17 protein-coding genes and 2 pseudogenes are annotated in these 18,933 nt (G+C 62.2%); 12 read left to right on the top strand and 7 right to left on the bottom strand.

Going from position 1 to position 18,933, the window contains the following annotated elements:
- Positions 1–51 precede the first annotated feature (51 nt).
- The 7 genes from RBB42_RS25035 to RBB42_RS25005 all read right to left on the bottom strand — a co-directional run bounded on the left by RBB42_RS25035 (position 52) and on the right by RBB42_RS25005 (position 5,659).
- Positions 52–471 (bottom strand): hypothetical protein, encoded by a 420-nt coding sequence (locus tag RBB42_RS25035; RefSeq protein ID WP_305970521.1) that lies wholly within the window; start codon positions 469–471, stop codon positions 52–54.
- Entirely contained in the window at positions 461–703 is a 243-nt protein-coding gene (locus RBB42_RS25030; protein WP_305970520.1) for a type II toxin-antitoxin system Phd/YefM family antitoxin, read from the bottom strand. Before RBB42_RS25030 ends, RBB42_RS25035 begins: the two co-directional genes overlap by 11 nt.
- Positions 704–790: 87 nt before the next feature.
- Positions 791–1,462 (bottom strand): DUF6927 domain-containing protein, encoded by a 672-nt coding sequence (locus tag RBB42_RS25025; RefSeq protein ID WP_305970519.1) that lies wholly within the window; start codon positions 1,460–1,462, stop codon positions 791–793.
- Complete coding sequence (locus RBB42_RS25020) at positions 1,462–2,055, bottom strand: regulator (RefSeq protein WP_305970518.1); 594 nt, start codon at positions 2,053–2,055, stop codon at positions 1,462–1,464. Before RBB42_RS25020 ends, RBB42_RS25025 begins: the two co-directional genes overlap by 1 nt.
- A gap of 68 nt (positions 2,056–2,123) precedes the next feature.
- Positions 2,124–4,097 carry a ParB/RepB/Spo0J family partition protein gene (locus tag RBB42_RS25015; RefSeq protein WP_305970517.1) on the bottom strand — a complete coding sequence of 658 codons (1,974 nt, stop codon included), beginning with the start codon at positions 4,095–4,097 and terminating at the stop codon, positions 2,124–2,126.
- A 150-nt stretch (positions 4,098–4,247) separates the two neighbouring features.
- On the bottom strand, positions 4,248–4,637 hold the full coding sequence (locus RBB42_RS25010; protein WP_305970515.1) for a DUF3768 domain-containing protein: 390 nt from the start codon (positions 4,635–4,637) through the stop codon (positions 4,248–4,250).
- Positions 4,638–4,738: 101 nt separating this feature from the next.
- Positions 4,739–5,659 (bottom strand): ArdC family protein, encoded by a 921-nt coding sequence (locus tag RBB42_RS25005; RefSeq protein ID WP_305970514.1) that lies wholly within the window; start codon positions 5,657–5,659, stop codon positions 4,739–4,741.
- 425 nt (positions 5,660–6,084) lie between these two features.
- Between RBB42_RS25005 and RBB42_RS25000 the strand changes: the two genes are divergently transcribed.
- The 12 genes and pseudogenes from RBB42_RS25000 to istA form a co-directional block, all read left to right on the top strand.
- Positions 6,085–6,411: an H-NS histone family protein gene (locus RBB42_RS25000; protein WP_305970513.1), complete on the top strand. Its 327-nt coding sequence runs from the start codon at positions 6,085–6,087 to the stop codon at positions 6,409–6,411.
- Positions 6,412–6,915: 504 nt separating this feature from the next.
- Positions 6,916–7,596, top strand: a complete 681-nt coding sequence (locus RBB42_RS24995) for an SOS response-associated peptidase (RefSeq protein WP_305970512.1) — start codon at positions 6,916–6,918, stop codon at positions 7,594–7,596.
- Positions 7,586–8,173, top strand: a complete 588-nt coding sequence (locus RBB42_RS24990) for an ImuA family protein (RefSeq protein ID WP_305970511.1) — start codon at positions 7,586–7,588, stop codon at positions 8,171–8,173. The genes RBB42_RS24995 and RBB42_RS24990 overlap by 11 nt, the downstream gene beginning before the upstream one ends.
- The gene (locus tag RBB42_RS24985) at positions 8,100–9,599 is read left to right on the top strand and encodes a Y-family DNA polymerase (RefSeq protein WP_305970510.1); all 1,500 of its coding nucleotides are present in this window, start codon (positions 8,100–8,102) and stop codon (positions 9,597–9,599) included. The genes RBB42_RS24990 and RBB42_RS24985 overlap by 74 nt, the downstream gene beginning before the upstream one ends.
- On the top strand, positions 9,596–12,946 hold the full coding sequence (locus RBB42_RS24980; RefSeq protein WP_305970509.1) for an error-prone DNA polymerase: 3,351 nt from the start codon (positions 9,596–9,598) through the stop codon (positions 12,944–12,946). Before RBB42_RS24985 ends, RBB42_RS24980 begins: the two co-directional genes overlap by 4 nt.
- Positions 12,947–13,117: 171 nt before the next feature.
- A complete protein-coding gene (locus RBB42_RS24975; RefSeq protein WP_305970508.1) occupies positions 13,118–14,035 on the top strand; it encodes a class I SAM-dependent methyltransferase in 918 nt (305 codons plus the stop codon).
- Positions 14,036–14,156: 121 nt separating this feature from the next.
- The gene (locus RBB42_RS24970; protein ID WP_305970507.1) at positions 14,157–15,452 is read left to right on the top strand and encodes a Shedu immune nuclease family protein; all 1,296 of its coding nucleotides are present in this window, start codon (positions 14,157–14,159) and stop codon (positions 15,450–15,452) included.
- Entirely contained in the window at positions 15,449–16,150 is a 702-nt protein-coding gene (locus RBB42_RS24965; RefSeq protein ID WP_305970506.1) for a hypothetical protein, read from the top strand. Before RBB42_RS24970 ends, RBB42_RS24965 begins: the two co-directional genes overlap by 4 nt.
- Positions 16,151–16,277: 127 nt before the next feature.
- Positions 16,278–16,556: pseudogene (locus tag RBB42_RS28180) on the top strand (AbiEi antitoxin N-terminal domain-containing protein); the annotation flags it as partial.
- A gap of 63 nt (positions 16,557–16,619) precedes the next feature.
- Positions 16,620–17,135: a type IV toxin-antitoxin system AbiEi family antitoxin domain-containing protein gene (locus RBB42_RS24960; protein WP_371931815.1), complete on the top strand. Its 516-nt coding sequence runs from the start codon at positions 16,620–16,622 to the stop codon at positions 17,133–17,135.
- Entirely contained in the window at positions 17,125–17,655 is a 531-nt protein-coding gene (locus RBB42_RS24955; protein ID WP_306043853.1) for a nucleotidyl transferase AbiEii/AbiGii toxin family protein, read from the top strand. Before RBB42_RS24960 ends, RBB42_RS24955 begins: the two co-directional genes overlap by 11 nt.
- 73 nt (positions 17,656–17,728) lie before the next feature.
- A pseudogene (istA, locus tag RBB42_RS24950) lies at positions 17,729–18,933 on the top strand (IS21 family transposase); the annotation flags it as partial.

Below are 18,933 nucleotides of genomic sequence, written 5' to 3'. Positions count from 1 at the left end.
CCGCCGCGAAGGTGGAGAGACCGGCGCGTCCGTTTTGCCGGCGTTCGGGACTCAGGTCCGGTTCGACAGCTTCAGCCCGCCGGCGGTGCGAAGGCGCTGCACCTCGCGCAGGATCGCGTCGGTGAAGGCCGCACCGAACGATCCGCGCGGCGACCGCTCTTCGAGCGTATAGGACGTCTCGAGAATGTCGGCGTTCAACTCGTCCAGGATGACCCAGAGCGGTACGTCGGTCTCGAGACTCGCCCGCCGGGCCTCGGTCTCGGGGACCTCCAGGGCCGTCCGTCCCGGAGCCGGGGCCTTGCTGGTGATCGGCGCGATAAACATGACGTGCTGACCGGCCTGATTGGTGACGACGATCACGACGCAACTCGGCCGCTTCTTCCGACCTTCCGTCTCGCCGCGCTCCGCCTGCCACTTCCAGAGATAGTGATAGTCGAAGATCTGCCCCGCGGCGGGGAAGTCAGCGGTCACGGAAATGCTCTTCGATGCCCCGGTCGAGGAGATTGCCCAGTTCTTCGGGCATGTCGACCACATCGAGCGCCACCTGCGACCCGCGACCGGCCGTCAGGGCCTGGAACCGCTCCATCGACATGACCACGAAGCGCGGTTTACGGTGCTTGGTGATCGCGACCGGGGCGACGGTCGCCGCCTCGAAGAGATCGCCCGTGTTGCGGGTCAGATCCCCTGCTGCAAACTGTTTCATCCTGGCTCTCCACCGATTTTCTGTCTCAGTAAGAATATACAGAATCTCTGTATATACTGCAAGGGCGCAGGATACGAGGGCATAATCTCAAGGGGGCGCATCGTCAGCACTCCGCCCGGAGAAGAACTCCGCAAGAACCGGACTCGCCTCACTCCTGGCGGAGCTGAGAAGCTCGGACCCGGCAAGCGAGGCTTTCGACAGACGCACGAGGCCGCCTGTCTCCTCGATGCGGTAGCAGCGCCGCTTTTGCCCTCCGCGCCGATAATGGGTGGCGGTCACGATCTGGCAGGTGCTGCCGTCGGTCAGCGTGACGGGCGCGGCGAGCTTGATCCTGTCGCCTTCGTCGTAGTCCGGGATTGCCGCCCAGTCCCGGCAGCGCTGGCGCCAGGCATGGGCATAGCTGTCGGAATCCTTCAGCTCGGAGAGCAGGGCCAGAAGGCCGAGCGGCGCCCGCGACTCCACCGGCCCGGCGCTCTCCTCCATGTCCTTGTAGCCCCAGCAGCCATCGTCGTAGCGCGTCAGGAAGACGGCCCCGAAGGTGATCGATCCGTCGTCGTCGGTGGCGTAGGTCGCATCCTCGACCGGCGAGCCGTCGACATTCGTGAGCCTCAAAGCGGCATACCAGGTCGAGCCGACCTTGCAGGCATTGAGCAACACTGTCTTGCGGATATCCGTCTCGAAGGTGCAGAGCCGGGCGATTTCCGCTTTCTCGTCCGCGTAGCTCTTCACGCGGCGGTCGGTGTAGAAGAGCCAGCCCACTATGCCGCCCTCCGGTCATCGAGTTCGATGAGCGCGTCGAGCGGCACCCGGTAGGGCAACATCTCGTCGAAATCCTCGCAATTGCCGTGGTTCTGCACGATCGCATGGGTGTCGGTGGCATCCCTGAGGATCACCCGGAATGTTCCACCGAGGCCGGAGGGGACATCATAGGTCCCGCCGATCAGGTAGTCGGCGGCGCGGCGCAGGAAGACGCGGATCGTGTGACCGTCGGTCGCCAGCCGGATGGTGTCATGGCCGCGGTCGATGAGCATCTGCACGTCATCGAGAATGTCGGTGTAGAACTGGCCCGTCAGATCGCGAAACGCCGCCTGCCGAGCCGCCATCCAGTCCGGATCACGGAACGGGTTGATGCCCTCGGCAAAGGCATGAGAGGGGTCGGCGCGCTCAGTCGTAACGATCCGCGTGGTCGTGCCATCGATCCCGTTCGAGCGCAGATGGACGCCATTGCCGACGATCAGGATCAGGGCAGGTTTGCCGACCGGGCCGTTCCAGTTGGGCAGGAAGGTGGAGCAGCCGCGCGCATGCGCGATCTGGGCCGCGACGCTCGCCGCGGTGAAGCTGAGAAGTGCCATGGGATTTACCTGTGAGTTTGAGAGAGGTGCGACCCGCACCGGCGCTGCGGTGCGGGTCGGCTGCTCGATCAGGCCGCTTCGGCGACCCCGGTTTCGTCTTCGGGCGTCTCGGCCTCGGGGGCGTCGATCGTCTCGGTCCCGGAGGTTTGCATCATCGGCGGGCACCAGGCCGCGACCGCCGCGCGCTGCGCATCGGTGAGCGTGGCGAAGGGCTCGGCGAAGAGCTTGTCGCAGAAGGCGACGACCTCCTTCTTGGTCGAGGAAGCCAGTGTCACCGCCTCCTGCGCGAGCCCCAGTTCCTCGCCGAGGATTTTGAGGAGCCACGCTTTCTTGAAGCGGTTGAACAGCGCCGCGTTCGGCGTCCAATGCGCCCGGATGTCCGGCATGATCTCGACCTCGAAATCATGCATCAGGCTGTCGCGCTGCCGGTCCCGCGCGAAGCAGGACTGCGTGGTTGTCGCCGTGGCATAGGCCACGAGCCTGGCCTTCTCGCCCGCGTCGAGCGCCCGGAACAGGGCGAACTGGTCAGCGGGCGATTTCGCGTCATCGGCCCAGGAGAGATCGAGCGCGTCATGGGCCGCGGCCACCTGTTCGAGCGAGGTGCCGTCGATCTCGTCCATCTTCGCGTGATTGCGATATTCCTGGCGGGCATCGACCTTGATCGCATGGGTCACACCCACGCCGTGGCCCAGCACGTCGGTGACCAGCTTGAAGAGCGTGAGGTCGAGCGTGGCCTCCGGGTGCATCGCCATCGCGGCGCCAAGCGCCATCGCCCGTTCGGTCTTGAGATCCTCGGTCAGCGAAGCGGGATAGGTGATCTCCTCCGAGGCCGCTGCGCCACTCTCGCCCGGCGCGGCGGAAGTCTTGCCGGAGCTCTCCGCCTTGTCCTCGGGACGCACCAGGCCGACATGGCACGTCACCTGCCCGTTCGACCAGGAGGCAATCACGCCGGATCGCGCAAGATCCTCCGCGCCATAGGCCTCCTGAAGATCCCGTGCTTCGGCTTCCAGAACATCCACCCGTTCGTAGAGATCATTGTAGGCCTCATCCTCGAGGTCCTCGTTCTCCATCTCGCGCTCGAGCGTCTCGAGCTCGGCGGTGATCTCGTCCAGACGCTTCTGGCCTTTCTCATCCGGCTCGACAGGACCGGGATAGACCCGGCCGTAGTCGGCCATCGCTGAATAGTCGTAGCGGATCACCGCATCCGCCCAGGCAAAGCCCATCTTCGCGCGGGTCTCCTCGGCGGCCGCCGCCAGCTTCTCCAGCAGGATCGTCTCGACCAGCTCCGAGTCTTCGAGCACCGAATGCTCTTCGAGGAGATCGGCCGCGATGACGCCGCCACGCGCTTGGTAGTCCTTCCGCACGAAGGCCCCGATATCGTCGCTGACCTGCACGCCGCGGGACTTCAGCGCGTTGCGGACCGTATAGGCCTGCAGGTAACTGTCCTCCTTGGTGAGCGCCTCGAAGACCTCGCGTTGCACCTCCTGGCTGGGATGATCCGCGAAGGCCTTCATCGTATCCAGGGTGATCGACTTGGCGCGGGCCGCGGCTCGGATATCGGGATGGATGAGCCCGTAGCGCAGACGGCCTTTGACGGCGGCGACGGTCGTGCCGAAGGTCTTGGCGATCGTCTCCGGCGTCTGCCCGTCGACCTCCATCATCCGCGCGAAGGCCTCGAACTCGTCGATGGCGTTCATCGGCGCCTGGGTGATGTTTTCGGCCAGCGACAAGGCCGTGGTCACGTCGCAATCGTCCGGAACCAGGCGGCAATCGATCCTCGTGCTCTTGGTGAACCCCTTGGCGGTCTTGTCCGCGACAAGCTCCAGGAGCGCCGCATGGCGCCGGCCGCCGGCCAGCACCCCGAACTTGCCATCGATCTTCTGAACGAGCAGCGGCTGAAGAAGACCCAGCACGGCGATGCTGGCTTTCAGATGCGCGATGTTCTCGGGGGCATAGCTCTCCGGCGACCTGTTCCGCACATTCGCGGGATGGGCGACGAGATCGCCGATGGCGACGGAGATGGGTTTGAGGGCATGTGTCATGGGAAGTCCTTTTCTGGTATCTGCGCCACCCGGATGGGTCCGAACGGCCTGACCGACCCCCGGATCCGGGAACCAACAGGACAACAGGCCCGCTTTCCCTTTCGGAGGGTCAGCGGGCCTGTCGGTGTCAAGGAAGGAGGGGGACCTACCCTACCAGTCGTGCGCCATCATGATGGTCAGGACGCGCATCGTGGTCTCGGGATTGTCGGGAGCCTCGGCGCCGTAGCGGAAGTCGGAGTCGGCCTCATAGAGATCGATTTTCCAGAACACGGTCTCGCCGCGGATCGTCACCGCCCCGAAATCGTGCCAGCCCTCGGGATCGTTCTCGGGCTCGAAGGTGTCGAACGCCCCGGTGGCCTTCACCGCTTCGGCCATGAACCCGTCACCGGCCTCCATCAATGACCGTGTCACATGCATTCGCCCCTGGATCGGTTGATCCGGCGCGACGCCGAGGCAGGCAAGCCGGCGGAAGGCGTCGTTCTGCGCGGCGACAGCGGTCGCGTCGGGCGCGGAAAACTCTGCGGGTTCTGGGGTGCTCATGGGTCTGTCCTTTCGGGATGGGTTGAAACCACCAGACCCAAAGCCTGCTTTCCCTTTTGATGAGCCGTACCCGCCCGAATTTCTTCCGGACGGACCTTCGCTCACGCCGCCTGTTCCCCCTGCCCCGCCTCCGACGCGGCGACGAGGTAGTCGCAGGCCCGCTGTGCATCCGCCGCATGCTTGAAGATCGCCCGTTTGTCCGAGCGAAGCACACGGACCCAATTGTCGAGATAAGCAGCGTTCAGCTCCAGCGTATGCGCGGAGAACCCCAGCTTCTGGCCAAGGAAAACCGTGCAAAGTTCAGCCACGACCTCCTCCCGCGCGTAGGCGGTGTTGCCGAATTTCGCATCGCCATAGCTGCGGTTCAGACGATGCCGGGGCTTCGTCCAGTGACCCAGCTCGTGACCCCAGACGGCGTAGAAATTGAGTGGGTTCTCGAAGAGCTCGATCGGCGGCAGGTAGATCTTGTCGAGTGCGGGAACGTAACAAGCTTCCCGGCCCGAAAAACTGACCGTCGCGCCGATCGCCTCGAAGAACGCCTGCATGTGCGGGATCGGCGCACGCTCGGGATGAGCTTGCGGCTCAGCCGGTTCTGGATGGAAACGGGCGTCCAGTCCCTCGATCTGTTCCGCATTGAAGACGCGATAGGACTTCATGAAGAGGATGGTCTTGGGGTCTTCCGCGTCCGTCTCATCGTCGTGGGCACCTTCTTCACGGTCCCGTTCGGTGGTGCCGTAGTAGACAACAACCGACGACTTCGAGCCCTTGATGACCTTCGCGTCCAGTTCGTTCGCCTGCTTCAACGTCATCCAGTAGGGCGAGGTGTAACCAGCCATCATGGTGCGCATGGTCAGCAGGAAGTTGTTGATGCCCTGGTAGGGCTCCCCGTTGTGCCTGAGCGGCACGGAACTGCCGCCGACCCGCCAGGGTTTGCGCCAGGGCAATACGCCTCTGTCGATGATCTCGATGAGTTCGTCGGTGATCGACGCCGCGGCGTCGAATTTCGGCTTGGACTTGGCCATGAATGATCTCCGAAGTCTGAGGGCCCGCACGGCAGCCGTGGGGGGATCGGAGAACGGTCGCCGGCAATGCCGCCCAGGCGGGCGGGTGATTCCTTCCGGAACCCCGCCAGACCCCTTTCCCGCATTCTCCGGATCCGACAAAATCCAAAGTCCGCTTTCACTTTCCCATGCCCGGGGGTCGATAGCTGTCGAAGATCCTGGCCAGGAATTTCACTCAACCAGTCGAGGCTGAACCGGGCCAGGTTCACCACCACCACGTTTTCAGAATTTGGCGTCGAAGGAGCGCGGGTTGGACGACATGACGGCGATCAGCGGTCGGTCACAACTTGCAGCAGCACATGCCCGAGCATAGTCTTGGGAACATTGTGGCTTGCCTTGGACCCTTCCAAAAGGCTCACCGGGACATCGGCGTTCAGAGGAACAGTATGACCAAAATCAACCTTGAGAAGCTCAATCTGGACGAACTCAAGACGCTCCAGAAGGACGTCGCAAAAGCGATTGCGCAGTTCGAGGTCCGAAAACGCAAGGAAGCGCTCGATGCCATCGAAGCGGTTGCGCGCGAGAAAGGATACTCCCTTTCCGAGCTGACGGGCGCGATGCCATCGAAACGATCCCATACGCAGGCGCCGCCCAAGTATAAGCACCCGGAAAACCCGGCCAAGACCTGGAGCGGACGGGGGCGCCAGCCGGCATGGGCCAAGGAACAACTGGAGTCGGGCAAGGTTCTGGACGAACTCCTGATCGACCGCTGAGTCCGTCGGTGTTTTAGATCGCGGCCACGTCGGGAGCCTTTCAGAGGGCGTTGGTTGGTTGTGACGAGACAAACTCGCGAGCAAGAGTGATGATAGAAAACGACCGCGGCGCATTCGATCTATTGTCCGAAGAGTAGCTGATCGAGAGCCACAACATGGTGCTCGCCGCTTTCGATGATCTGAGATGTACCATCATGGTATGAACTCGGACGGCATGCTCTCCCGGCCGGACGCGACGCATATCGACACTGCGATCAGCCTTCTGACGAGAAATCTTGATGCTCGCCGTCCTCGATAGGCTCTGTGACGAGATCGGTTTTGTACCTGAACCTCCGACCGTTCTGGGAGTGTCCAAGGTGCAAATCCACGGCGTGTTCGCGGCCAACTCTGCGCTTTTCACCTTTCAACGCCGCGCAAGTCACGCCCGGCCGCACTTTCCAGCCGGCGCCTGTTCTGGCATTGTTCTCGATCAAGACCTTGTTTCGATTCCCGAGCGTACCCCAGATGTGCAATCTCTATTCCCAAACCAAGAGCCAGGACGCGATGCGCCACTTGTTCGATGACATGCTCGAGGAGGATGAGGAACTTGTAGACAGCGCCGGGAACCTGCCGCCTCAACCTGGCATCTGGCCCGACTATCCGGCACCGATCATTCGACATGGCGAAAACGCCACATGGCAACTGGCAATGGCCCGTTGGGGCATGCCGACCCCGGCGAAGGTCCTCGAAGGCAAGCGCACCGACAAGGGTGTCACCAATATCCGCAATGTCGGCTCTCCCCATTGGCGGCGCTGGCTCGGTGTCGAACATCGCTGCCTCGTGCCCTTCACGAGCTTTTCGGAAATCGACGGGCGCCGGGGTGCGCCGCGCAATTCGCCGGTCTGGTTCGCTTTGGACGAGGATCGGCCGCTCGCCTTCTTCGCCGGGCTGCGAACGACATGGACTTCGGTGCGCAAGCTGAAGGAAGGCGTGGTGACAGCGGAGATCTTCGGTTTCCTGACCTGCCCGCCCAATGCCGAGGTGGCGCCGATCCACCCCAAAGCCATGCCCGTCATCCTAACCCAGCCCGAGGAATGGCGGCGCTGGCTGACCGCGCCGACCGAGGAGGCCCTGAAGCTGCAGCGCCCCCTGCCGGACGGGATGCTGAAGATCGTTGCCGAGGGGGTACGCGAGGATGCGGTTTGATCCGGCTCCGAGCGAGCTCTTTGCCCTGGCCCGGCACCGGGTCCATGAGGCCGAAGGTCCAGGCCGGCGCAGCTTCGCCCCGCTGCAAGCCGTCCGACATACCGAGGCCCTGATCTGGATCATTCCCGGGCATGCCCCGCACCAGCCGATGCTCCGGGGTCTGCCCGAAGGCGTCGGGGAGCGGCTGCATCTCATCCGTCCCGCGAACGAGACCGACCTACTCTGGGCCACCGAGGAAGCGCTGCGCTCCGAAGGCGTCGGCCTCGTGATCGCAGAGCCGGAAAAGCCCCTCTCCCTGATCGCCGGGCGACGCCTGCAGCTGGCCGCGGAAGCCGGTCGAACCACCGGGCTCATGCTGATCCAAGAGGGCCAGGGCAGCAACGCTGCGGAGACACGCTGGCATTGCGCACCGATTGCGTCGGAACGACGGGACTCGACTCTGCATCAATGGACCCTTAATAAGAACAAAAAGGGAACATTAGGAACCTGGACTGTGTATTGGAATGGCAAGACGGCTGCTGTCCATCCGGTTTCCGCGGCTGGCAAGCGACACGAGCCTGCGGAGACGTCCCGTTGAGGGACCGTTCGCCCTGATCCACAGGTCAGGGAATGCCGATCATGTGCATTGTCTGAACCCGGCCGCCGAGACGCGCGGATTGCATCCCGGCATGGCGGCGGCCGATGCCCGCGCCATCTGCCCCGAGCTGATTACCCGGCGCGCCGATCTTGCACAGGAAGCAGCCGCACTGGCAGGCCTCAGACGGTGGGCGGGGCGCTATTCCCCGATGGTGGCGCGCGACGGCCCGGACGGGCTTATCGCCGATATCTCCGGTGTGCCGCATCTCTTCGGTGGCGAGGCCGAAATGCGGGCCCACCTTCATGCGCGGCTGGAACGGGTCGGCCTGACCCTCTCGAGCGCCATCGCCGAAACCCGTGGCGCGGCCCAAGCGCTGGCCCGTCATAGTGGCGGCATCCTGCCAGAGGGCGCGGCGAAGGAAGGGATTGCCTCCCTGCCAGTATCGTCTCTCAGGATCGGGAGCGATGTGGCCGAGGGGCTCGCCCGGATGGGACTGAACAGGATCGGCGATCTCGTCGATCTGCCCCGCGCCCCTCTCGCCCGGCGCTTTGGGCCGGGCCTCGTACTGCGGCTCGACCAGGCGCTCGGCCTTCAACCGGAGCCGGTCTCTCCAGAGGCGGACGCGCCGTATTTCGGGGTGCGGATGACGATGCCTGAACCCATCGGTCTCGAGGCCGATGTCATGTCGGGCCTCGCCCGCTTGCTCGATCGGCTCTGCAGCACACTGGCCCATCATCATCGTGGCGCACGGCGGCTCCGGCTCGAGTTGCACAGGGTCGACCGGGAAACCGCGCAGGTCGAGATCGGGCTGGCCCGGCCGATGCGCGATCCCGAGCGCATTGCGGCCCTCTTCAAGAAAGGCGTATCGGAGGTCGAAGCCGGGTTCGGGATCGAAGCGATGCGCCTCGTCGCCCATGTGACCGAAGACCTGCCACCCGAGCAGGTCGGCGGACCCCGAACGATAGCCCGCGAGGACGCGCTGGCCGACCTCTTCTCCCGGCTCGGCAACCGGCTGGGCTTCGACCGGGTTCTGCGGCTCCTGCCCGCCGCCAGCAAGATCCCCGAGCGGAGCTTTCTGGTAGCACCGGCCGCCTACAGCGCAGCAGAGCCCCCGCCACCGCAACGCGGGCCGGATCGCCCGATCATCATCTTTCCTCCTGAGCCGGTCATCACGAAAGGTCTTGGCCAGCCCGGCCATCCCCCGGCCCGGTTCGCCTGGCGGCGCATGTCTTGCACCACCCTGCGTGCGGACGGGCCGGAGCGGATCGCGCCTGAATGGTGGTTCGACGATCCGGCCTGGCGCTCGGGCCTGCGCGACTACTGGCGGGTGGAGACCCGCGAGGGCGCGCGGCTCTGGCTCTACCACACGCCACAGGCGCCGGCCTGGCCCGCGCAGAGCTGGTTCGCACAGGGAGAGTTCGCATGACCGGCTATGCGGAGCTTTGCGTGACGAGCAATTTCACCTTCCTGACCGGGGCCTCGCATCCCGAGGAGCTGGTCACGCGGGCGGCCGAGCTGGGTCTGAAGGCCATCGCCATCACCGACCGGAACTCGGTGGCGGGCGTGGTGCGGGCCTTCTCAGCCCTGAAGGAGCTGGCCCGACTGCGCGAGGAGGCCCACGCAGCGAGCGAGGGAGCCGAGGCCGGTCCGGCGATCCGATCCCGGCAGGTGACAGATCATTCCAGCCGCCAGACGATGCAGCACATGCCGGCAGGCGATGCGCCCCGGATTCCGCCGGACATGGTGTTGCCGAAGCTGATCCCCGGTGCCCGGATCGTGCTGACCGACAGCCCGGTCGACTGGCTCGCCCTGCCTACCGATATCGCGGCCTGGTCGCGGCTGACCCGGCTCCTGTCCCTCGGCAAGCGGCGAGCTACGAAAGGCGACTGCCGTCTGACGCGCAAGGATCTCTTGGATTGGGGTCAGGGCATGGTGCTGATTGCGCTGCCACCCGACCCGATGGAGCACCCGGCCCGGGCATCTGTCAGCGACCTGCGGCACATGCTGCGCACCTTCCCCGGCCAGTGCTTTCTCGGGGCGGCTCCGCGCTATGACGGGCGAGACCCAACCCGCCTCGACCAGCTGGCCCGGATCGCCCACGACACCGGCCTGCCGCTCGTGGCCCTCGGCGAGGTGATGATGCATCGCTCGTCCAGGCGTCCGCTCGCCGATGTCCTGACCTGCCTGCGCGAGGGCTGCACGATCGACACGATCGGGGAGCGCCGGCTGACCAATGGCGAACACCGGCTCAAATCCCCGGCCGAGATGGCGCGCATGTTCCATCGCTATCCGGCAGCGATCCGGCGCACGCTGGAGATCGCCGACCGCTGCGCCTTCCGGCTGGACGATCTGCGCTATCAATATCCCGACGAGGCGCGGGACGGCGAACCCGCGCAGGCTCGCCTCGAACGATTGTCGCGGGAGGGCCTGCATTGGCGCTATCCCGAGGGGCCGCCGGCCCGGATCATTACGCGGGTCGACAAGGAACTGAAGCTCATCGGCGAGATGGGCTATGCGCCGTATTTCCTGACGGTCCATGACATCGTGGCTTTCGCGCGCTCGAAGGGCATTCTCTGTCAGGGCCGCGGGTCGGCCGCCAATTCGGTCGTCTGCTACCTGCTCGGCGTGACCGAGGTGCCTCCCGAGAGCATCACCCTGATCTTCGAACGCTTCATCTCGAAGGAACGTGGCGAGCCGCCGGATATCGACGTGGATTTCGAGCACGAGCGGCGCGAGGAAGTGATCCAATGGATCTACGAACAATATGGCCGGCACCGTGCCGGACTGACCGCGACCGTGATCCATTTCCGTTCACGCGCCGCAATCCGCGAGGTCGGCAAGGTGATGGGGCTGAGCCAGGACGTGATCGCCCGGCTCTCGGGTCAGATCTGGGGCTGGTCGTCCAGCGCACCGGGCGAGGACCGCATGCGCGACGCCGGGATCGATCCGGCGGACGGGCGCGTGGCGCTGGCGGCGAAGCTGATCGGCGAAATCATCGGCTTCCCCCGGCATCTGAGCCAGCATGTCGGCGGCTTCGTCATCACCCATGGTCGGCTCGACGAGCTCTGCCCCATCGAGAACGCCGCGATGGAGGATCGTACCGTCATCGAATGGGACAAGGACGATATCGACGCGCTCGGGCTCCTGAAGGTCGATGTGCTGGCGCTCGGCATGCTGACCTGCATCCGCAAGGCCTTCGGGCTGCTGGAGGATCACCGCCACCTGCAACTGACCCTCGCCAATGTTCCGCCCGAGGATCCGGTGGTCTATGACATGCTCTGCAAGGCCGATGCGGCCGGGGTCTTCCAGGTCGAGAGCCGGGCGCAGCTCAACTTCCTGCCGCGCATGCAGCCGCGGAAATTCTACGATCTGGTCTGCGAGGTCGCAATCATCCGCCCCGGTCCGATCCAGGGCGGTATGGTTCATCCCTTCATCAACCGCCGTCAGGGCAAGGAGAAGGTCGAAGACCTTGGCCCCGCCATGATGGAGGTACTGGGGCGCACCTATGGCGTCCCCCTCTTCCAGGAGCAGGCCATGCAGATCGCGGTGGTCGCAGCTGGCTTCTCGGCGGCCGAAGCGGATCGGCTGCGACGCTCTCTTGCGACCTTCAAGCGGATGGGCACCATCGGCGCGTTCCGTGAGCGGTTCATCTCGGGCATGTTGGCCCGCGGCTACGAGGCGGGGTTCGCGGAGCGTTGCTTCGCCCAGATCGAAGGCTTCGGCAGTTATGGTTTCCCGGAAAGCCATGCGGCGAGTTTCGCGCGGCTGGTCTATATCTCGGCGTGGCTAAAGCGCCACCATCCGGCGGTCTTCACCTGCGCCCTGCTGAACAGCCAGCCGATGGGTTTCTACGCCCCGGCTCAGCTGGTCCGCGACGCGCGTGAGCATGGCGTCGAAATCCGGGCCGTATCGGTCAATCATTCGGTCTGGGATTGCACCCTGGAGCCGCGCGGCGACGGAGCGCTGGCGCTCCGGCTCGGGTTTCGGCAGATCAAGGGGATGCGGGAGGAGGATGCGGTCTGGATCGAGGCCGCTCGCGGCAATGGCTACCCCGATGTAGAGAGCCTTTGGCGCCGGGCCGGGGTCAGGCCCGATGCGCTGGAACGGTTGGCAGAAGGGGATGCCTTCGCCTCGCTCGGTCTCAATCGGCGCAATGCGCTCTGGGCCGCCCGGGCTTTGCGAGGGCCAAAGCCCCTGCCCCTCTTCGGCGCTGACGGTGAGGGCGGAGCGGAACCGGAGGTTGCGCTGCCGGCGATGACGCTGGGCCAAGAGGTGATCGAGGACTACCTGGCGCTGCGGCTTTCTCTGCGCGCCCATCCGATGGAACTGCTCCGGCCGCGTCTGCCCGAAAGCCTGCCGCATGAACGGCTGGACCGGGCGACCGGTCGCATCACCGTCACGGGTCTCGTCATCACGCGGCAGCGGCCCGGCACCGCCTCGGGCGTGATCTTCCTTACGCTCGAAGACGAGACCGGCGTGTCCAACGTGGTGGTCTGGAGCCGGGTTTACGAGGCCTTCCGCAAGGCGGTGATCGCGGGGCGGCTACTGCGTGTGACGGGTCGGATCGAACGCGAAGGACAGGTCGTTCATGTGATTGCCGAGCGGATCGAGGACATCTCGCCGATGCTCTCAAGCCTCGGGCGGCCACCGACAGACGCAGGTGATCGTCAGGCCGAGGCAGCGCACCAACCCACGCGTAGTGGTGCAGGATCGACCGCCCGGCATCCGCGCGAACAGGCCAAGAAGCTGTTTCCGAGCAGGGATTTTCATTGAAGTGGTGATCGTGCGGGAGCGCAGCAGGGGCCATTGCGGCCACGAATGCATTGGCAACTATTTCGGGGTAGCGATAGTCGAGATTACTCTTTGCTACATGGATTCGGAAGTGGGCACCCTTTAGGTTCGACGCACCGCTCGTATCTGTTGAACCCCGAGAAAGAGACCCCAATGCCCAGACTTCCTCTTGCGCCAAACGATTTATGTGGCTGCGGCAACGGCAAGCGTTATGCGGATTGCCATATGCGGGTCCACGCGGCCGTTCCTGATCAGCGAATTGCTGTAGCGCAAGCCATGTACGCTGAGGAATGGGCGAGCAACGCCGAGCACTATCGTCAGCAAGGCATATATGCCGATCTCGCCGCAGAGCTTGTGTCCGCCGGGCGGGTTAGACGTGTACTAGATATCGGCTGCGGCCAAGGGGAAGGGATTTGTGCCTTGCGCGAGTTGATCCCGCCAAAGGGGCGCCTGATCATCGGAGTAGATGAGAATCCCGAATGTTTGGCTGCGGCCGCAGCACGGTTGGGGATGAATGTAGACGATGCCCACCTACGTCGAACGACGTTCGAGATACTTCCCTCAGGAGCCTACAGGTTAAGAGCGACAGGAGACAACTTGCCAACGGCAAAGGACGTGACCCTTCTTAATGTGGATCTCATGCTGAAGGACAAAGTCTTCGAGGCTTGGTTAGACGATATTGGCCCTCTCGACGCTGTCACCCTCTGGTTCAGCGGCATTCATAAGGCCCGAGCCGAGACTGAGTTGGCCCAAGCAAATAAGATCAGCAACGATCGACTGCATCGTGAATGTTTGGAAGACATAGTCATCCAGCTCGCCGGCCAGCGGCTTCGACAAGGAGGTTTTCTGCATATCGTTGTCCGCGGCGCTGGAACCGATCTTGAGGCGCTACGCAACGACTTTGGTGCTGAATTTTACAATGCGTTGGATGCGCATCCCTTGGAGATCGTGAACGTCAATGGACGCCGCTACACGGAGCCCGAAGCCGGCAACGCCGTTGTTGTGACCTCCAAAACTGTGCCCACCGGTGCTGCTACCGCTGCATTCTCACTTCTTGCTCGTCGGTATTGATTCTGCAGTTGGCGAGGTTGGCGTATTGAATCGCGGGTACATACAAGCAGAGCAAAACCTGCGATTTAATAGCTGTTCTTAGTTTCATTGATCTAGTGGCGCTGTTTGGGGAGGAAGAATATTGGTTGATTTCGTGATATCCGCATCGGCTGTTGAATTGACCTACCGAGCCGACCAAATAGACAATGGGTGGGTTTGGCGAGAGCTGCGCGACCATGGTACCGTCACGCTCAGTCGGGTCTTCACATTCGCACTTCGAGACTTGCTCTCGCAGCCGAACACGGACGACCGAAATAGCGATTTCGAAAATTTCGAGTATCGGTTTCGTTTCGCAACACGCAGAGATGGCTATTTCCAAGTTGAAGGCCGGATACTCGGAATTGAGAACCCCGTACTAATTGACGAGGCAGGACTCCGATTGGAACGGAAGGTATTTGTTGCTGAGCGAAATATCTCGATTTTTCGCAAGATAGCTGATCTCGTTCCGGCAGATCAGCCCATCATCATCGGTGGTAACCGAGCAGGAGCGATTCCGTGGCCGGACTTCCAGGCTCTCTTGAATAAATTCCCGAACACCGGCGAACTCAACCGCTACGCTGCGGCCAGGGTAGCGAGCGTGATTGGCGACTACATCACTCCATTGAAGGATGCGCGCGCGCAGTACGAGGAATACTTGAACCGGCGGCGCTCGACGATGACCGCAACGCTTAGTCATCCCGAGTTGCTCCAGACCGAGATCGAGAAGTATGTATTCATCCGTGACACCATCACGGAGTGGTTGCGGGACGGCACCGCTCGATCCGAAAGTGACTGGCAGAAGATGATCATTAACTTCTTGCTGCTGATCTTTCCGAAGTATGTTGCCGTACTGTCAAACGTGAAGATCGCCGACGCATATTCTTCCTCGGGGAGGACGAAGAATCGCTTCATCGACCTCGCCCTAGTCGATGCCGCGGGTAATCTCGATGTTATCGAGATTAAGAAGCCCTTCGACGATGCCTTGATTGGCCGGACAAGATATCGGGACAACTACATCCCCACCAAGGAACTCTCGGGCAGCATCATGCAAGCCGAGAAATACCTGTTCCACCTCTCGAAATGGGGCCGGGCTGGTGAGAAGGTGCTCATGCAGCGCTATGCATCGAAGCTGCCCTCGGGTCTCGTGATCCGCATCACGAATCCTAAAGCGATGCTCATCCTCTGTCGCGACCGACGGCCGGACGCTGCGATGGCCCTGGATTCCAGCCAACAGCTCGACCTGGAGATCATCAAGCGCAAATACGCGAATATGATCGATGTCTTGACCTACGATGACCTACTGCGCCGGTTGAATAACGTCATCGCATCGCTGCGCCTGCGCGCCGAAACGCAAGCTTCGGAAGTACGGAAAGACGAACATGACGGGTCGGACCAGTGACTGACTTCACGCTTGAACTCCTGCAGGCCATCAATGACTGGCAACGCGGCGGGGATCACAAACAGAAGCTCAAACGAGGCAACAAGCTTAAGCAGATCTCGGCAGCTCTTCCCGAACAGTTCCGAACTTGCTCAGAGATCTGCTATCGACAAGAGGCCCACGAGAAAGATCGTATCTGGCAACTTCTTGCAGATGAGAGCTTGCCCGAGACGATCGCGGCTTGGACGACGGACCTCTCAATTGCGAAGCACTTCAAGAATGGCGTGCCGCCGGAGGGGCTTCGAGGGGTTATTTTCAGTCTGACGCCGCCGCCGGGAAGCGTCGTCATCAATCTCATCGAAATCTATAGAGACCCCGGTTTTGGTCGGGCGATAGAGCGGCTCAAGCCGGAAATTATTGGCTTCAATAATGGGATTGGACGCTATCACGATACGCAGCGCGAAGTTGTTCTCGAACTGCATGAACTCGGCTCCGAAACGATCCACTGCTATGGTGGTTACGCGTCTGATCTAGAGACGCTAGCGCAGGAGTTTTTTGGATACAAACCCGATACGGAAGGTCTCACATCTTTCGAAACTCTTTGTCGCCAGGCAAATATCTCGGAAAGCGGCGCTTGGTGGCTTTCCCAGGAGGGTACATTGAATGTACTCGAACGGATGGCGCCACACATTGAGCAATTGAGGTCCCGGAAGCTCTGACGGCCATTGGTGTCTTCATCCACCAATATGGAGAGGTTTGCCATATTGCGTTTTTGCATACCTTGGGTTACTCTTCGACGCTGGCATCAAACCACGGTTGGTTCATAAGAGGTTAATTTAGCTAACCATGAGTGTGCAAAGAGGTCAAAAGCTAAACTCGCTCCAGCACCTGCTCCCCGAGGGCATGGTGGCAAGCTCGGCATGGATGCGAGACCATGGCTACTCAAGCGCGCTCTGCAGCAAATACGTCGCAAACGGATGGCTGAAGCAGCCTGCTCGCGGTGTCTATGCGCGGCCGGGCGCAACAACCAAGTGGCAACATTTAGTCATATCCCTGCAGTCCCTCATGCACCAGCCGGTCATGGTTGGAGGCCTTTCAGCGCTCGAACTCCAGAGGTACGGGCACTACGTTCGCATGGGGAGTGAGCAGAACGTCTTCCTCTATTCAGAGACACAACTTGCAAAGTGGGTGAACGAGATCGACCCACATGTGCGATTTGAGCATCGCAGCGCAAACAAGTTGTTCGAGGAGGCCTTCATTGCCGAGGCGGTACAAGCTCTTCCGAGTCTTGGACTTGATGCGCTCGACCCTCCATCAGACGGATCGAGGAGCGTAGCCGGAGGTTTGACGCACTACATCTGGGGCGAACGTGAATGGTTGATGGTAATCTCAACACCGGAACGCGCCATCCTGGAGTTTTTGGATGAACTGCCCGACAAGCAATCATTTCAGCATGGAAGCGATCTCTTCTCGGGGCTATCAAACCTAAGCCCGCGCCGGCTACAGAAGCTGCTACAGCAGTGCAAAAGCGTCAAAGTCAAAAGGCTCTTTATGTGGTTCGCCGACCAGCACCAGCATGCATGGCTGAAACACCTGGACCCGTCAGAAATAAACCTCGGAAGCGGCAAGCGGGTTATCGCAAAAGGCGGGCGGCTAGATCCGAAGTATCAAATCACTGTTCCGGAGGCGCTCGATGTCCATTGATGAGCGCTATAGACAGCAGGTCGACCTGTTGGTCCGAACCATTCCATCCGTTGCTGCAGAGCCAGTCTTCGCACTCAAAGGTGGAACGGCGATCAATCTGTTTATCAGAGACCTACCCAGGCTCTCCGTTGATATCGACCTAACCTATCTGCCGCTTAGGCCGCGGGATGAAGCCCTCATCAACATCGATGATGCACTGACTCGGATCGGTGCGTCGATCGCGCAATCCCTGCCTGATACCAGAGTTTTTCCGAGCCGACTGGAGAAAGAGGGGACTTTGAACCGGCTTGTCCTGCGATCGCCGGAGGCGCAGATCAAGATCGAAGTAACCCCGGTGACGCGCGGATGCGTCTTTGACCCCGTTGTGATGTCGGTCGCCGAGGGCGTCGAAGCCCAGTTTGGCTTCGCCGAAATGGCCGTCGTGTCATTTGATGATCTCTACGCCGGAAAGCTCGTGGCTGCCCTCGACAGGCAGCATCCGTGTGAACCGGCGTGCAATTTTGACCCCGTAGAGGGGTGATCGGCGTCCAAAAATGACCCCCTTACACTGATGTGGATGATGCCCCTGAGGTCATCGGGGAGCACAGTGTGGGATGTTGGTCGTGGAGACGATAGCGAAGATCCGGCGAGCGTATTTTCAGGACAAGAAGTCGATCAAGCAGATCTGTCGGGAGCTGCGAGTATCACGGAACACTGTGCGCAAAGTGATCCGGTCCGGTGCGACGGAGCTCACCTATGAGCGGACCATTCAGCCGTTGCCGAAGATCGGGCCTTGGCAAGACATGCTCGACGAGATGCTGGCGGTGAATGCGCGGAAGCCCAAGCGCGAGCGACTGACTCGCATCCGCATTTTCGAGGAACTCCGGGCTCAAGGATATGACGGTGGCTATGATGCGGTCCGGCGATACGCGGCCTCCTGGTCGAAGGAGGAAGCGGTGGCATCTGCGGCCGCCTATGTCCCGCTAACCTTCGATCCAGGCGAGGCCTACCAGTTCGACTGGAGCCACGAGATCGTGGTGATCGACGGCGCGACGACCACGGTGAAGGTGGCACATGTCCGCCTGTGTCACAGCCGGATGCTGTTCGTGCGTGCCTATCCCCGCGAGACGCAGGAGATGGTCTTCGACGCCCATGACAAGGCCTTCGCCTTCTTCGGGGGCACCTGCACGCGGGGCATCTACGACAGCGTTCATTGATCCGCCATTGGTCCGAGGACAATGGACGCGAAGACCGCGGTCGACACGATCTTCGTCGGCCGAGACCGCGCCTACAACCGCCGGTTCCAGCAGATGTGCAGCCATTACCTCGTCGAACCCGTCGCTTGCACACCTGCATCAGGCTGGGAGAAGGGACAGGTCGAGAACCAGGTCGGCGTTGTCCGACGGCGGTTCTTCGTGCCCCGGCCGAAGTTCAAGAGCTACGCAGAACTCAACGCCTGGCTCGAGGATCGCTGTGTTGCCTGGGCCAAGGCCAACCCGCACCAGGAGCTTCGAGATCGAACGATCTGGGAGGTGTTCCAGGACGAGCGCGCGAGTCTTGTCCCCTACGTCGGTCCGTTCGACGGTTTCCATGCCGTGCCAGCCTCGGTCTCGAAGACATGTCTCGTCCGGTTCGACAAGAACCGCTACTCCGTGGACGGCCGGGCCGTTGGCCGCCCCGTCGAGATCCGTGCCTATGCCGAGCGGGTCGAGTTCTGGCAGGACGGCAAGATCGTGGGGCAGCACGCCCGAGCCTTTGGGCGCGACAAGGCCATCTACGACCCGTTGCACTACATTCCGGTTCTGGCTCGCAAGCCCGG

It is taken from the genome of Mameliella sp. MMSF_3455 (assembly GCF_030733205.1).
In the GTDB taxonomy this organism is placed as follows: domain Bacteria; phylum Pseudomonadota; class Alphaproteobacteria; order Rhodobacterales; family Rhodobacteraceae; genus Antarctobacter.
This window is presented reverse-complemented; position numbering and strand designations above follow the sequence as displayed.

Bases quoted from the DNA above. Each gene is read 5' to 3' on its own strand.
- RBB42_RS25030 (WP_305970520.1), bottom strand. From the start codon at position 703: ATGAAACAGTTTGCAGCAGGGGATCTGACCCGCAACACGGGCGATCTC.
- RBB42_RS25020 (WP_305970518.1), bottom strand. From the start codon at position 2,055: ATGGCACTTCTCAGCTTCACCGCGGCGAGCGTCGCGGCCCAGATCGCG.
- RBB42_RS25015 (WP_305970517.1), bottom strand. From the start codon at position 4,097: ATGACACATGCCCTCAAACCCATCTCCGTCGCCATCGGCGATCTCGTC.
- RBB42_RS25010 (WP_305970515.1), bottom strand. From the start codon at position 4,637: ATGAGCACCCCAGAACCCGCAGAGTTTTCCGCGCCCGACGCGACCGCT.
- RBB42_RS25005 (WP_305970514.1), bottom strand. From the start codon at position 5,659: ATGGCCAAGTCCAAGCCGAAATTCGACGCCGCGGCGTCGATCACCGAC.
- RBB42_RS25000 (WP_305970513.1), top strand. From the start codon at position 6,085: ATGACCAAAATCAACCTTGAGAAGCTCAATCTGGACGAACTCAAGACG.
- RBB42_RS24995 (WP_305970512.1), top strand. From the start codon at position 6,916: ATGTGCAATCTCTATTCCCAAACCAAGAGCCAGGACGCGATGCGCCAC.
- RBB42_RS24990 (WP_305970511.1), top strand. From the start codon at position 7,586: ATGCGGTTTGATCCGGCTCCGAGCGAGCTCTTTGCCCTGGCCCGGCAC.
- RBB42_RS24985 (WP_305970510.1), top strand. From the start codon at position 8,100: ATGGCAAGACGGCTGCTGTCCATCCGGTTTCCGCGGCTGGCAAGCGAC.
- RBB42_RS24980 (WP_305970509.1), top strand. From the start codon at position 9,596: ATGACCGGCTATGCGGAGCTTTGCGTGACGAGCAATTTCACCTTCCTG.
- RBB42_RS24975 (WP_305970508.1), top strand. From the start codon at position 13,118: ATGCCCAGACTTCCTCTTGCGCCAAACGATTTATGTGGCTGCGGCAAC.
- RBB42_RS24955 (WP_306043853.1), top strand. From the start codon at position 17,125: ATGTCCATTGATGAGCGCTATAGACAGCAGGTCGACCTGTTGGTCCGA.